Below are 13,456 nucleotides of genomic sequence, written 5' to 3'. Positions count from 1 at the left end.
CCGGAAACGGATCGGACGCGTTTAATTGCAAGGCCTTGTGCCTTGCATTTTTTTTGTGCAATCAGCAGTTTACCGGCAAACCCTGCCAAGTCGACGACGTAACTTCATTTTTGAAGTCCGGGATGATCATCGGAATATCGTCGATGCCGAAGCCGAACCCCCTGGTCACCAGATAGAACGCTCCGAGAATGAGCGCCGAGATGATGGTGGTGCGCACGAAAGCGCGCAGCACATGCGGGCCTTTCGGGGCGCTCGATACGGTGCCCAGCGTGACCTCGCCATCCTCGTCCTGCGTCCTCAGCCCGAAAGGCAAGGCAGCGAACAGCACCAGCCACCAGAGGACGAAATAGAGGGCGGCGACGGAAATCCAGGTCATGCCTGTTCGAGCTCCACAAGGGTGCCGGCGAAATCCTTCGGATGAAGGAAGAGGACCGGCTTGCCGTGGGCGCCGATCTTCGGGTTGCCGTCGCCGAGCACGCGCGCTCCCGACGCCTTGAGACGGTCGCGCGCGGAGACGATGTCGTCCACCTCGTAGCAGAGATGATGCATGCCGCCCGACGGATTCTTCTCCAGGAAGGATGCGATCGGCGACCCCTCCCCCAGCGGCTCGAGCAGCTCGATCTTGGAGTTGCCGGTGTCGACGAAGACGACCGTCACGCCATGCTCCGGCAACGCCTGCGGCGCGCTGACCTTCGCGCCGAGCGTGTCGCGGTAGATGGCGCTTGCCGCGGCAAGGTCCGGCACCGCGATGGCGACATGGTTGAGGCGTCCGAGCATTTCGGGCTCTCCGTGGACAGGTGAGTAAGGGAATAGGGGAATAGGGGAGTAAGGGAGTAGGGAAAAGCGGAAAAAGGATGAAAATGCGCGGCAAGCCGCCGCGTATTCCTACTTCCCAGTTCCCTTACTCACCTGACCCTTGATTCTCACCGCGTCACGAAGACCGTCACCAGCGGCTTCTTGCCCCAGATCTCGTTGGCGGAGCTGCGCACGGCGCGGCGCACGGCCTCCTGCACGAGGTCGAGGTCTTTTCGGCGCTGGCGGGGGATGCTGTCGATGGCGCCGATCGCCGCATCGAGCATCAGCCCTTCCACGTCCTCGCCCTGCGCGTCGACCTTGGCCACGCCGATCGCGACGATGTCGGGGTCGCCGGCCATCTCGTAGCGGTCGTCGAGCACGACGTTCACCGCCACATGGCCGGCGAAGGAAAGCTTGCGCCGCTCGCGTATGCCCGTAGCCTCGTCGTCGCCGACCAGCTTGCCGTCCTTGTAGATGCGGCCGACCGGCACCTTGTCGACGATCTCGGCGGCGCCCGGCGCCAGCCGGATCATGTCGCCATTGCGCACCTGCGCCACTTCGGAGATGCCCGACTGGGCCATCAGCGCGCCCTGCGCGACCAGATGCGCGGCCTCGCCATGCACCGGGATGCCGATGCGCGGACGCGTCCACTCGTACATCTTGCGCAGCTCGTTGCGGCGCGGATGGCCCGAGACGTGGACCAGCGCGTCGCCGTCCTCGATGATCTTGATGCCCTGGTCGATGAGCTGGTTCTTGATCTCGAGGATCGCCTTCTCGTTGCCGGGAATGGTGCGCGAGGAGAAGACGACGATATCGCCGGGCGACAGCGCCACGGTCTTCATCTCGTCGCGCGCCAGCTTGGCGAGCGCGGCCCGCGCCTCGCCCTGGCTGCCGGTGCAGATGACGACGAGGTTGTCGCGCGGGATGAAGCCGTAATCCTCCTCGGCGATGAAGGCGGGGATGCCTTCCATGTAGCCGAGTTCGGAGGCGACGTTGATCATGCGCTTCAGCGAGCGTCCGAGCACCAGCACCTGGCGGCCGGTGTCGCGCGCAGCCTCGGCGATGGAACGCACGCGCCCGACATTGGACGAGAAGGTGGTGACGGCGACGCGGCCGGGCGCCTTCTCGATGACCCCGCGGATGCCGACGCCGACTTCCTGCTCGGAGGGGGATTCGCCCTCGCGCATGGCGTTGGTGGAATCGCAGATCAGCGCCAGCACGCCGGCGTCGCCAAGCGCGCGGAAACGCGCCTCGTCGGTCATCGGGCCGATCTCGGGCGCCGGATCGAGCTTCCAGTCGCCGGTATGGACGACGGTGCCGAGCGGCGTGGTGATGGCGAGCGACATCGGCTCGGGTATCGAATGCGTCACAGGGATCGCCTCGATCTTGAACGGCCCGATCTCGAACGTGTCGCCGGCGCGGTAGATCGTCACCGGGATCTTCGGGGCATTGCTCTCGCCCTGCCGTTTGGCTTCGAGCAGGCCGGCGCCGAACGGCGTCATCCAGACAGGCGCCTTGAGCTTCGGCCAGAGCTCGTGCAGCGCTCCGTAGTGGTCTTCATGCGCGTGGGTGATGACGATGCCGCGCAAATTCTGGAGCTGCTCCTCAATGAAGCGCGTATCCGGCAGAACGAGGTCAACACCAGGCAGGGACGCATCCGGAAAGGTCACGCCGACATCGATGACGATCCATTCGCGCGCGCTCGGCGGGCCGAAGCCGTAAAGCGCGAAATTCATGCCGATCTCGCCGACCCCGCCGAGCGGCACGAAGACGAGTTCCGGTCCCGAGTAGCTTACCATGTCCGTCCTGCCTTCATGCGGCGCCGGCCGAGGCGACCGCGCCGAAATGCACGTCGCCGGCGGCGATCTTGACCATGTCGTCGCCCGTCCGGATGACGAAACGGCAATCCTCGTCGATGGTTTCGAACACGCCGCGCACGACATTGCCGTCGACGCGAACGGCCACTTCCGAACCAAGCCCGGCGGCGCGGTTCAGCCAGCGCTGTCGGATGGCATCCAGGCCCCTGCCCCCGTTCCACAGCGTCAGATTGTCGACCCAGGCGTCGGACAGCGCAAGGAACACGGTTTCGGCGTCGCAGGACGCACCGAGTGCGGCCAGTGACGTCGCCGGATACGGCGTGCCTTCCGGATGGCCGGCCACGTTCACGCCGATGCCGATGGCCAGCGCATACCGCTTTTCACCCAGCATCACGGATTCGAGCAGGATGCCGGTGAGCTTGGCCCCGTTTGCAAGCACGTCGTTGGGCCATTTGAGTTCGAAACGGACGTGCGGCGAGACCGCCGCCAGCGCATCGCCGATGGCGAGACCGGCGACGAAGCCTAGCGTCGCCGCATGTGTCAGGTCGAAGTCCGGGACCAGCAGCAGCGTTGCCGCCAGATTGCCTTCGGTCCACTGCCATCCGCGCCCGCGCCGGCCGCGGCCGGTCTCCTGGCGCGTGGTGACCAGCCAGAGCCTGCCGGGATCGCCCGCCGCCCCTCGCTCCAGCGCGATCGCATTGGTCGAGCCGACACTGTCATACGCTTCGAGCCGGTAACCTGCCGCGATTGCCGTCGGAGCGAGCGAGAAGCCCATCGCCTAGAAGAACGTCCTTGCCGCCGCCTCGGCATAGCTCGAGACCGAGCCGCCGATCCACGGCAGCACATAGAGCAGTATGAACGCGCCCGAGAGGCCGAGCACGAAGCGGAGCGCGCCCGACATCGGCAGGAAGCCGCCGCTGACGGGCTCGTCGAACCACATGATCTTGATGATGCGCAGGTAGTAGTACGCGCCGACCACCGAGGCGAGCACGCCGATGACGGCGAGCGCGTAGAGCCCGGCATTGATCGCGGCGAGGAAGACGTACCACTTCGCCCAGAAGCCGGCGAGCGGCGGGATGCCGGCCAGCGAGAACATCAGGATGGTGAGGATCGTCGCCATGACGGGGTTGGTGGCGGAGAGACCGGCGAGATCGCCGATCTCCTCGACATTGCCCTCCTTGCGGCGCATGGCCAGGATGAAGGCGAAGGTGCCGAGTGTCATGACGAGATAGATCAGCATGTAGATGGCGACGCCGCGCACGCCTTCCTGGCTGTTGGCGGCAAGCCCTACCAGCGCGAAGCCGACATGGCCGATCGAGGAATAGGCCATCAGGCGCTTGATGTTGCGCTGGCCGATCGCAGCGAAGGAGCCGAGCACCATCGAGGCGATCGACACGAAGACGACGATCTGCTGCCAGTCGACGGCAAGCGGCTCGAAGGCGCTCATGACGACGCGCACGGTGAGCGCCATCGCCGCCATCTTGGGCGCGGCGGCGAAGAAGGCGGTGACCGGCGTCGGCGCGCCTTCATAGACGTCCGGCGTCCACATGTGGAACGGCACGGCGGAGATCTTGAAGGAAAGGCCGGCGAGCACGAAGACGAGGCCGAAGACCAGGCCGAGCTGACGCTCTCCGCCGGTCAGCGCCGCCGCGATCTGGTCGAAGCCGGTGTTGCCGGTGTAGCCGTAGACGAGGCTGACGCCGTAAAGCAGCATGCCGGACGACAGCGCGCCGAGCACGAAATACTTCAGTCCGGCCTCGGTCGAGCGGATGTTGTCGCGGTTGATCGCGGCGACCACGTAGAGCGCCAGCGACTGCAGCTCGAGGCCGAGATAGAGCGCGATCATGTCGTTGGCCGAGATCATCAGCAGCATGCCGAGCGTCGCCAGCAGCACGAGCACCGGATATTCGAACTTGTCGAACTTCTGCTCGCGGGCGAAGCCGGTCGACATGACCAGCGTCAGGGCCGAGCCGGTCAGCGTCAGCACCTTCATGAAGCGCGCGAACGGGTCGGAAACGAAGGCGCCGCCGAAAGCCTTGCCGTCCGGGATGGCAAGGAGCATCCAGCCGCCGGCGACGATCAGTAGGATGATGGCAAGCGCATTGACGACGCCATAGGCCCGCTCGCCGGAATAGACGCCGATCATGAGCAGCACCATGGCGCCGACCGCGATGATCAGTTCCGGCGCCAGCAGGCAGAGGCTAGAGATGAATTCCGGCGTCATGGATACCGCCTATCAGTTCGCGGCCGCGGCATGCGAGCCGTCGATCGATATGGTGACTGTGTTGACGAGCGCCTCGACCGAGGTCGCGGTCGCATCGAGGATCGGCGCCGGGTAGACGCCGAAGAAGATGACGAGCGCGATAAGCGGATAGAGGATGGCCTTCTCGCGCCCGGAAAGGTCGAGCAGACCTTCGAGGCTCTCCTTGGTCAGCGCTCCGAAGACCACCTTGCGGTAAAGCCAGAGCGCATAGGCGGCCGACAGGATGACGCCGGTGGCGGCGAAGACCGCGACCCAGGTGTTGACCCGGAATACGCCGAGCAGCGTCAGGAATTCGCCGACGAAGCCGCTGGTGCCGGGCAGACCGACATTGGCCATGGTGAAGATCAGGAAGGCCACCGCGTATTTCGGCATGTTGTTGACGAGGCCGCCATAGGCGGCGATCTCGCGGGTGTGCATGCGGTCGTAGACGACGCCGACGCAGAGGAAGAGCGCGCCCGAGACCAGGCCGTGCGACAGCATCTGGAAGATGGCGCCCTGGATGCCTTCCTGGTTCATGGCGAAGATGCCCATCGTCACGTAGCCCATATGGGCGACGGAGGAGTAGGCGATCAGCTTCTTCATGTCCTCCTGCATCAGCGCGACCAGCGAGGTGTAGATGATCGCGACGACGGACAGCGTGAAGACCAGCGGCTGCAGGTCGGCCGAGGCCAGCGGGAACATCGGCAGCGAGAAACGCAGGAAACCGTAGCCGCCCATCTTCAGGAGGATACCGGCCAGGATGACGGAGCCCGCGGTGGGCGCCTCGACGTGCGCGTCGGGCAGCCAGGTGTGCACCGGCCACATCGGCATCTTCACCGCGAAGGAGGCGAAGAAGGCGAGCCATAGCCAGATCTGCATGTTCGCCGGGAAGTCGTGCGTCAGCAGCGTCGGTATGTCGGTGGTGCCGGCCTGGAAGAACATCGCCATGATGGCGAGCAGCATCAGCACCGAGCCGGCGAGCGTGTAGAGGAAGAACTTGAACGAGGCGTAGACGCGCCGCTTGCCGCCCCACACGCCGATGATGATGAACATCGGGATCAGGCCGCCTTCGAAGAAGACGTAGAAGAGCACGATGTCGAGCGCGCAGAAGACGCCGATCATCAGGGTCTCGAGCAGCAGGAAGGCGATCATGTAGGCCTTCACGCGCGTCTGGATCGCCTCCCAGCTCGCCAGGATGGACAGCGGCATCAGGAAGGTCGTCAGGATGACGAACAGCATAGAGATGCCGTCGACGCCCATATGGTAGGAGATGCCGGAGTCCAGCCAGTCGACCTTCTCGACCATCTGGAAGCCGGGCACGCCGTTGTCGAAGTCCGCCCAGATCAGCAGCGAGATGACGAAGGTGAAGATCGTCGTCCACAGCGCGATGGCGCGGATGTTGCGGCGCGCGTTGGGGCTGTCATCCCGGATGAACAGGATGAGCAGCGCGCCGACGAGCGGCAGGAAGGTGACCGTGGAGAGAATTGGCCAGTCGGTCATCAATGGCTCCCGAACATCATCCAGGTGACCAAGGCGGCGACGCCGATCAGCATGGCGAATGCGTAATGATAGAGGTAGCCCGTCTGCAGCTTGACGACGCGGTTGGTGACGTCGACCACGCGGGCCGACACGCCGTCAGGCCCAAGGCCGTCGATGATGGTGCCGTCGCCGGTCTTCCACAGGAAGCGGCCGAGGCGCTTGGCGGGCCTGACGAACAGGAAGTCGTAAAGCTCGTCGAAATACCACTTGTTGAGCAGGAAGGCGTAGAGCCCGCGATGCTGGGCGGCGAGCCGCTTCGGCGTTTCCGGCGAGCGAATGTAGAACTGCCAGGCGACCAGGAAGCCGATGATCATCGCAGCGAAAGGCGCGAACTTCACCCACAGCGGCACGTCGTGGAAGGCGTGCAGGATGTGGTTGTCGGGCAGCGTGAACAGAGCAGCCTGCCAGAACGCCTCGTAGTTCCCGCCGATGAAGTAGTCCTTGAACGCAAAGCCTGCGAACAGCGCGCCTGCGGCCAGGATGAACAGCGGCACCATCATCACCGGCGGCGATTCGTGCACGTGGTGCATCACCTCGTGGCTGGCCCGCGGCTCGCCATGGAAGGTCATGAAAATCAGCCGCCAGGAATAGAAGCTGGTGAAGACGGCGGCGATGACCAGCGCCCAGAATGCGTAGAAGGCGACCGGGCTGTGCGAGGCGAAGGCGCCTTCGATGATGGCGTCCTTGGAGAAGAAACCTGCCGTGCCGATGACCGTCAGCGGGATGCCGACGCCGGTCAGCGCCAGCGTGCCGATGACCATCATCCAGTAGGTCTTCGGAATGAGCTTCCGCAGGCCGCCCATCTTGCGCATGTCCTGCTCGTCGGAGACGGCATGGATGACCGAACCGGAGCCGAGGAAGAGCAGCGCCTTGAAGAAGGCGTGCGTGAAGAGGTGGAAGATCGCAGCCGAATAGAAGCCGAGGCCGAGCGCGACGAACATGTAGCCGAGCTGCGAGCAGGTCGAATAGGCGATGACGCGCTTGATGTCGTTCTGCACCAGGCCGACGGTCGCCGCGAAGAAGGCGGTGAGCGCGCCGATGCAGGTGACCACGATCAGCGCGGTATGGCTGAGCTCGAAGAGCGGCGAGAGGCGGGCGAGCATGAAGACGCCGGCCGTGACCATGGTCGCGGCATGGATGAGCGCCGAAACGGGCGTCGGGCCTTCCATGGCGTCCGGCAACCAGGTGTGCAGCGGCACCTGCGCCGACTTGCCCATGGCACCCATGAAGAGCAGCAGGCAGACGACAGTCAGCGCGCCGGCCTTGTCGAGATGGTAGCCGAGGAAGGTGAGCACCGTCTCGCCATGCTGGGCAGCTTCGCCGGCGGCGCCCTCAGCGCCGTGAGCGCCGGCCGGGATGAAGGAAGCCGCATTGGCGAAGATGGTGCCGAAGTTCACCGAGCCGAACAGCACGAACACGCCGAACAGGCCGAGCAGGAAGCCGAAGTCGCCGACACGGTTGACGACGAAGGCCTTGATCGCGGCGGCGTTGGCCGACGGCTTCTTGTACCAGAAGCCGATCAGCAGATAGGAGGCGAGGCCGACGCCTTCCCAGCCGAAGAACATCTGGACGAGATTGTCGGACGTCACCAGCATCAGCATGGCGAAGGTGAAGAGCGACAGATAGGCGAAGAAGCGCGGCCGATCCGGGTCGTGGTGCATGTAGCCGATCGAGTAGATGTGCACCAGGCACGAGACCGTGTTGACGACGACCAGCATGACCACCGTCAGGGTGTCGATCCTGAGCGCCCAGTCGGCCTGCAGGCCGCCGGCCTCGATGAAGCGCAGCACCGGCACGGTGAAGACTTCGCTCGACCCGATCCCGACGCTGGCGAAGGCCACCCAGGACAGCACGGCGGCGACCACCATGAAGCCGGAGGTGATGTATTCGGATGCCTTGGCGCCGAGCGAGCGGCCGAACAAGCCGACGATCAGGAAGCCGAGAAGCGGAAGGAAGACGATAGCCTGGTACATGACGGTCCCGTCAGCCCTTCATCATGTTGACGTCTTCGACCGCGATCGAGCCGCGGTTGCGGAAGAAGACGACGAGGATGGCAAGCCCGATCGCCGCTTCGGCGGCAGCGACGGTGAGTACAAAAAGCGCGAAGACCTGGCCGACCAGATCGCCCAGCGCGGCCGAGAAGGCTACGAAGTTGATGTTGACCGAGAGCAGGATGAGCTCGATCGACATCAGGATGATGATGACGTTCTTGCGGTTCAGGAAGATGCCGAACACGCCGAGCGTGAACAGGATCGCCGAGACCGTGAGGAAATGTGCAATGCCGACCGTCATCGTCAGATACCCTTGCCCGTCTCGACCTTCTTGATCTCGATCGCGGTCGCCGGCGTGCGGGCCACCTGCGCGGAGATGTCCTGTCGCTTGACGCCGGCCTTGTGGCGGAGCGTCAGCACGATCGCCCCGATCATGGCGACGAGCAGCACCATGCCGGCGATCTGGAAGAAGTGGACGTAGTCCGTGTAGAGGATGTCGCCGAGCGCCGCCGTGTTGTGGCGCGTCGCGATGTGGGGTGTCGGCTGCGCGACCGTGCCGGCAAGTTGCGGCGCGAAGGCGTAGCCGCCCAGCACGATGATCAACTCGGCGGCGAGAATCAGTCCAACCACGGCGCCGATCGGCGCATATTGCAGCGCGCCGCTCTTGAACTCCGCGAAGTCGACGTCGAGCATCATGACGACGAAGAGGAAGAGCACCGCGACCGCGCCGACATAGACGACCAGCAGGATCATCGCCAGGAACTCGGCGCCGGTGAGCAGGAAGAGGCCCGCCGCGTTGACGAAGGTCAGGATCAGATAGAGGACCGAATGCACGGGATTGCGCGCGGAGATGACCATGAAGGCCGCCCCGACCGCGATGAAGGCGAAGAGGTAGAAAAATACCGCTTCTATTCCGTTGAGCATGGGTAGTCCCCGGTTAACGTTCCGGCTTCGCGTCCGCCTTGGTTATACGCGTCGGGCGCAAAGCCGCCTGTGCCTCGCAGCGGCGGCGATCGGAAATCGCCTCCACTGCTCCTTCTGTTTGTTCGGGCATCGGATTCGTCCGAAAACCGCTTCCGCACTTTTCGGCCGATGCCTTAGACGAGCCTGACAGGCGCGTCCATCTCTGTCCTTCTTTCTCCTCCCCTCCGGGAGAAGTTGGCCCTAGGGCCGAATGAGGAGCAGCGCTCCTCGCCTTCCAATGTCCGTCCCCGAAGCCGTCTGCGGTCCCTCCCCGCGACGATGGGGATGCGATCAGCGATACGGCGCGTCCAGCTCCATGTTGCGGGCGATCTCCCGCTCCCAGCGGTCGCCGTTGGCCAGGAGCTTGTCCTTGTCATAGTAAAGCTCCTCGCGGGTCTCGGTGGCGAACTCGAAATTCGGCCCCTCGACGATGGCGTCGACCGGGCAGGCCTCCTGGCAGAAGCCGCAATAGATGCACTTCACCATGTCGATGTCGTAACGCACGGTGCGGCGCGTGCCGTCGTTGCGGCGCGGGCCGGCCTCGATGGTGATCGCCTGCGCCGGGCAGATCGCCTCGCAGAGCTTGCAGGCGATGCAGCGTTCCTCGCCGTTCGGATAGCGGCGCAGGGCATGCTCGCCGCGGAAGCGCGGCGACAGCGGTCCCTTCTCGTGCGGATAGTTCACCGTCTCCTTCGGCGCGAAGAACTGGCGCATCGACAGGAAGAAGGCGCCGACGAAATCCTTGAGCAGCAGCGACTTGGCGGCCTGGGCTAGCGCTGACATGGCTATTCTCCAGCAATGAACGGGCCGGCGAACCAGCCCACGATCGGCAGCAGCACGAACTGGCTGAGGCCGGTTATGTTCAGAACGCGCTTCGTGTCGTCGAGTTCGACGCGCGAGGCGAGCAGACGCAGCAGCGCGAAATCGGCTGCCGCGATCAGAACCCCCACCAGTGCGCCGATCATGCTCGCGCTCATCAGGCAAGCCCCGTGAACTTGAGGACGGCGGCGGTGGCGACGACCATGAACAGCGACAGCGGCAGGAACACCTTCCAGCCGAGGCGCATGAGCTGGTCGTAACGGTAGCGCGGCACGAACGCCTTCACCATGGCGAACATGAAGAAGACGAAGCAGAGCTTGAGCACGAACCAGATGACGCCGGGCACCCAGGTGAAGGGCGCGAAGTCGAAGGGCGGCAGCCAGCCGCCGAGGAACAGGATCGTGGTCAGCGCGCACATCAGCACGATGGCGACGTATTCGCCGAGGAAGAAGAGCAGGAACGGCGTCGACGAATATTCGACCATGTGGCCGGCGACGAGCTCCGACTCGGCCTCAACGAGGTCGAAGGGCGGGCGGTTCGTCTCGGCGAGCGCCGAGATGAAGAACACGACGAACATCGGGAACAGCGCCAGCCAGTTCCAGTCGAGCAGCGTGTTCGGCAGGCCTAGCAGCGTACCGATGCCGTCGCGCTGCGACAGCACGATGTCGGTCATGTTCAGCGAGCCGACGGTGAGCAGCACGCAGACGATGACGAAGCCGATCGACACCTCGTAGGAGACCATCTGCGCGGCGGAGCGCAGCGCGCCGAGGAACGGGTATTTCGAGTTCGACGCCCAGCCGCCCATGATCACGCCGTAGACCTCGAGCGAGGAGATCGCGAAGACGTAGAGGATGCCGACATTGATCGAGGCGATGGCCCAGCCTTCGCTGACAGGGATGACCGCCCAGGCGGAGATGGCGAGAACCGCCGAGACGACCGGCGCGAGCAGGAAGACGCCCTTGTTGGCGCCGGACGGGATGACCGGCTCCTTGAAGACGAATTTCAAGAGGTCGGCGAAGGCCTGCAGCGTGCCCCACGGACCGACCACGTTCGGGCCGCGGCGAAGCTGCACGGCCGCCCAGATCTTGCGGTCGGCGTAGAGCAGGTAGGCGACGCCGACCAGGAGGATGACGATCAGCACCACCGACTTCAGGAGGATGATGAGGACCGGCAGAACGTAAGTGAAGAAGACGTCTTCCATCGCTATTCCGCCGCCTGCTTGAAGCCGTTCTTCGCGAGCGACGAACATTCGGCCATGACGGCCGACGCGCGCGCGATCGGGTTGGTGAGATAAAAGTCCTTCACCGGCGAGGTGAATGCGGCCTTGTTGAGCTTGCCGCCCAGACGGGCCACCCTGGCGAAGTCGGCGACGTCGCCCGCCGCGATCTCGTCGACCAGCGCAAAATGCGGGTGTTCGCCGTGGAGCTGCCTGCGCAGCGCCGCCAGCGAATCGAAGGGCAGCTTCTTGCCGAGAACGTCGGAGAGCGCGCGCAGGATCGCCCAGTCCTCCTTGGCCTCGCCGGGCGCGAAACCGGCGCGGCTGGTCTGCTGCACGCGGCCCTCGGTGTTGACGTAGGTGCCCGACTTTTCGGTGTAGGCGGCGCCCGGCAGGATGACGTTGGCGCGATGCGCGCCGGCGTCGCCATGTGTCCCGATATAGACGACGAAAGCGTCCCCGGTGGCCGCCATGTCGATCTCGTCGGCGCCGAGCAGGAAGAGCACCTCGCTGTCGCCGAGCATGCCGGCGACGTCCTTGCCGCCCTTGCCCGGCACGAAGCCGACGTCGAGGCCGCCGACGCGGGCAGCCGCCGTGTGGAGAACCGCAAAGCCGTTCCAGTCGTCGCGGACGGCGTTGACCGCCTGCGCAAGCTTCGCCGCCTGACCGAGGACGGCCGCGCCGTCAGAACGGGCGAGCGCGCCCTGCCCCACGATGATCAACGGATGCGTCGCCGCCTTCAGCGTCTCGAAGAAGCTGCCCGAACCGTCTGCAAGCCCCTTCAGAGTGTCGGGACCGGCGCCGAGCTGTTCGTAGTCGTAGCGGGTGTCACCGATCTCGCCGATGACGCCGACCGGAAGGTTGCCCTGCTTCCAGCGCTTCCGGATGCGGGCATTGAGCACCGAGGCCTCGAAGCGCGGGTTGGAGCCGATGATGAGCACGGCGTCGGCCTGCTCGATGCCTTCGATCGTGCTGTTGAAGATGTAGCTCGCACGGCCGAGTGCAGGGTCGAGCGCCGCGCCGTCCTGGCGGCAGTCGATATTCTCCGAACCGAGCGACTGCATCAGTTGCTTCAGCGCATACATCTCCTCGACGGTGGCCAGATCGCCGGCGATCGCGCCGATCTTCTCAGGCGCCGCCTTGGCGACGGCATGCTTGATCGCATCGAAGGCTTCCGCCCAGCTCGCCGGCGTCAGCTTGCCGCCCTTGCGCACATAGGGCCGGTCCAGCCGCTGCGACCGCAACCCGTCCCAGATGAAGCGGGTCTTGTCGGAGATCCACTCCTCGTTCACCTGGTCGTTGACCCGCGGCATGATGCGCATCACTTCGCGGCCGCGGGAATCGACGCGGATCGCCGAGCCGACCGCGTCCATCACGTCGATCGATTCGGTCTTGGTCAGCTCCCAGGGCCGCGCCGTGAAGGCGAAAGGCCTGGAGGTCAGCGCGCCGACCGGGCACAGGTCAATGACGTTGCCCTGCAGCTCCGAGGTCATCGCCTGCTCGAGATAGGTGGTGATCTCGGCGTCCTCGCCGCGGCCGATCAGGCCGAGCTCCGAGATGCCGGCGACCTCGGTGGTGAAGCGGACGCAGCGCGTGCAGTGGATACAGCGCGTCATGATCGTCTTGACCAGCGGGCCGATATATTTGTCCTCGACGGCGCGCTTGTTCTCCTTGTAGCGCGAGGAGTCGACACCGAAGGCCATCGCCTGGTCCTGCAGGTCGCACTCGCCGCCCTGGTCGCAGATCGGGCAGTCGAGCGGATGGTTGATCAGCAGGAACTCCATCACGCCTTCGCGGGCCTTCTTGACCATCGGCGTGTTGGTGAACATTTCCGGCAACTCGCCGTTCGGGCCGGGACGCAGGTCGCGCACGCCCATGGCGCAGGAGGCCTGCGGCTTCGGCGGCCCGCCCTTCACCTCGACCAGGCACATGCGGCAGTTGCCGGCAATCGACAGCCGTTCGTGGAAGCAGAAACGCGGCACTTCTGCACCCGCCTCCTCCGCCGCCTGCAGCAGCGTGTAGTGGTCGGGTACCTCGATCTCTTTCCCGTCGACCTTCAGCTTAGCCATTCTAC

Annotated in this window: 13 protein-coding genes; all 13 read right to left on the bottom strand. The window is 64.9% G+C overall.

Features of this window, described 5'->3' with window-relative positions:
- Positions 1-61: 61 nt before the first annotated feature.
- The 13 genes from D8676_RS16325 to nuoG all read right to left on the bottom strand — a co-directional run bounded on the left by D8676_RS16325 (position 62) and on the right by nuoG (position 13,451).
- Entirely contained in the window at positions 62-376 is a 315-nt protein-coding gene (locus tag D8676_RS16325; RefSeq protein ID WP_121582155.1) for a DUF1467 family protein, read from the bottom strand.
- The gene (gene mce / locus D8676_RS16320; protein WP_121582154.1) at positions 373-777 is read right to left on the bottom strand and encodes a methylmalonyl-CoA epimerase; all 405 of its coding nucleotides are present in this window, start codon (positions 775-777) and stop codon (positions 373-375) included. Before mce ends, D8676_RS16325 begins: the two co-directional genes overlap by 4 nt.
- Before the next feature lie 146 nt (positions 778-923).
- A complete protein-coding gene (locus D8676_RS16315) occupies positions 924-2,594 on the bottom strand; it encodes a ribonuclease J (protein WP_121582153.1) in 1,671 nt (556 codons plus the stop codon).
- Between the two features lie 13 nt (positions 2,595-2,607).
- Complete coding sequence (locus D8676_RS16310) at positions 2,608-3,387, bottom strand: biotin--[acetyl-CoA-carboxylase] ligase (protein WP_121582152.1); 780 nt, start codon at positions 3,385-3,387, stop codon at positions 2,608-2,610.
- A 3-nt stretch (positions 3,388-3,390) separates the two neighbouring features.
- Positions 3,391-4,836 (bottom strand): NADH-quinone oxidoreductase subunit NuoN, encoded by a 1,446-nt coding sequence (gene nuoN, locus D8676_RS16305; protein ID WP_121582151.1) that lies wholly within the window; start codon positions 4,834-4,836, stop codon positions 3,391-3,393.
- Positions 4,837-4,848: 12 nt separating this feature from the next.
- On the bottom strand, positions 4,849-6,354 hold the full coding sequence (locus D8676_RS16300; RefSeq protein ID WP_121582150.1) for an NADH-quinone oxidoreductase subunit M: 1,506 nt from the start codon (positions 6,352-6,354) through the stop codon (positions 4,849-4,851).
- The gene (gene nuoL, locus D8676_RS16295) at positions 6,354-8,366 is read right to left on the bottom strand and encodes an NADH-quinone oxidoreductase subunit L (protein WP_121582149.1); all 2,013 of its coding nucleotides are present in this window, start codon (positions 8,364-8,366) and stop codon (positions 6,354-6,356) included. The genes D8676_RS16300 and nuoL overlap by 1 nt, the downstream gene beginning before the upstream one ends.
- A 10-nt stretch (positions 8,367-8,376) precedes the next feature.
- Positions 8,377-8,685 carry an NADH-quinone oxidoreductase subunit NuoK gene (nuoK, locus tag D8676_RS16290; RefSeq protein ID WP_121582148.1) on the bottom strand — a complete coding sequence of 103 codons (309 nt, stop codon included), beginning with the start codon at positions 8,683-8,685 and terminating at the stop codon, positions 8,377-8,379.
- A 2-nt stretch (positions 8,686-8,687) separates the two neighbouring features.
- Positions 8,688-9,308, bottom strand: a complete 621-nt coding sequence (locus D8676_RS16285) for an NADH-quinone oxidoreductase subunit J (RefSeq protein ID WP_121582147.1) — start codon at positions 9,306-9,308, stop codon at positions 8,688-8,690.
- Positions 9,309-9,638: 330 nt separating this feature from the next.
- On the bottom strand, positions 9,639-10,130 hold the full coding sequence (gene nuoI, locus D8676_RS16280; RefSeq protein ID WP_121582146.1) for an NADH-quinone oxidoreductase subunit NuoI: 492 nt from the start codon (positions 10,128-10,130) through the stop codon (positions 9,639-9,641).
- A 2-nt stretch (positions 10,131-10,132) separates the two neighbouring features.
- On the bottom strand, positions 10,133-10,324 hold the full coding sequence (locus D8676_RS16275; RefSeq protein ID WP_121582145.1) for a hypothetical protein: 192 nt from the start codon (positions 10,322-10,324) through the stop codon (positions 10,133-10,135).
- The gene (gene nuoH, locus D8676_RS16270) at positions 10,324-11,367 is read right to left on the bottom strand and encodes an NADH-quinone oxidoreductase subunit NuoH (protein WP_121582144.1); all 1,044 of its coding nucleotides are present in this window, start codon (positions 11,365-11,367) and stop codon (positions 10,324-10,326) included. The genes D8676_RS16275 and nuoH overlap by 1 nt, the downstream gene beginning before the upstream one ends.
- A 2-nt stretch (positions 11,368-11,369) precedes the next feature.
- On the bottom strand, positions 11,370-13,451 hold the full coding sequence (gene nuoG, locus D8676_RS16265) for an NADH-quinone oxidoreductase subunit NuoG (RefSeq protein WP_121582143.1): 2,082 nt from the start codon (positions 13,449-13,451) through the stop codon (positions 11,370-11,372).
- Positions 13,452-13,456 lie beyond the last annotated feature (5 nt).

This window comes from Mesorhizobium sp. YM1C-6-2, assembly GCF_003666685.1.
GTDB lineage: Bacteria > Pseudomonadota > Alphaproteobacteria > Rhizobiales > Rhizobiaceae > Mesorhizobium_K.
This window is presented reverse-complemented; position numbering and strand designations above follow the sequence as displayed.

Excerpts from the sequence above, each read along its gene's own strand:
- nuoI (WP_121582146.1), bottom strand. The coding sequence starts at position 10,130 with ATGTCAGCGCTAGCCCAGGCCGCCAAGTCGCTGCTGCTCAAGGATTTC.
- mce (WP_121582154.1), bottom strand. The coding sequence starts at position 777 with ATGCTCGGACGCCTCAACCATGTCGCCATCGCGGTGCCGGACCTTGCC.
- D8676_RS16285 (WP_121582147.1), bottom strand. The coding sequence starts at position 9,308 with ATGCTCAACGGAATAGAAGCGGTATTTTTCTACCTCTTCGCCTTCATC.
- nuoH (WP_121582144.1), bottom strand. The coding sequence starts at position 11,367 with ATGGAAGACGTCTTCTTCACTTACGTTCTGCCGGTCCTCATCATCCTC.
- nuoL (WP_121582149.1), bottom strand. The coding sequence starts at position 8,366 with ATGTACCAGGCTATCGTCTTCCTTCCGCTTCTCGGCTTCCTGATCGTC.
- D8676_RS16275 (WP_121582145.1), bottom strand. The coding sequence starts at position 10,324 with ATGAGCGCGAGCATGATCGGCGCACTGGTGGGGGTTCTGATCGCGGCA.
- D8676_RS16325 (WP_121582155.1), bottom strand. The coding sequence starts at position 376 with ATGACCTGGATTTCCGTCGCCGCCCTCTATTTCGTCCTCTGGTGGCTG.
- nuoN (WP_121582151.1), bottom strand. The coding sequence starts at position 4,836 with ATGACGCCGGAATTCATCTCTAGCCTCTGCCTGCTGGCGCCGGAACTG.
- nuoG (WP_121582143.1), bottom strand. The coding sequence starts at position 13,451 with ATGGCTAAGCTGAAGGTCGACGGGAAAGAGATCGAGGTACCCGACCAC.
- nuoK (WP_121582148.1), bottom strand. The coding sequence starts at position 8,685 with ATGACGGTCGGCATTGCACATTTCCTCACGGTCTCGGCGATCCTGTTC.
- D8676_RS16310 (WP_121582152.1), bottom strand. The coding sequence starts at position 3,387 with ATGGGCTTCTCGCTCGCTCCGACGGCAATCGCGGCAGGTTACCGGCTC.
- D8676_RS16315 (WP_121582153.1), bottom strand. The coding sequence starts at position 2,594 with ATGGTAAGCTACTCGGGACCGGAACTCGTCTTCGTGCCGCTCGGCGGG.
- D8676_RS16300 (WP_121582150.1), bottom strand. The coding sequence starts at position 6,354 with ATGACCGACTGGCCAATTCTCTCCACGGTCACCTTCCTGCCGCTCGTC.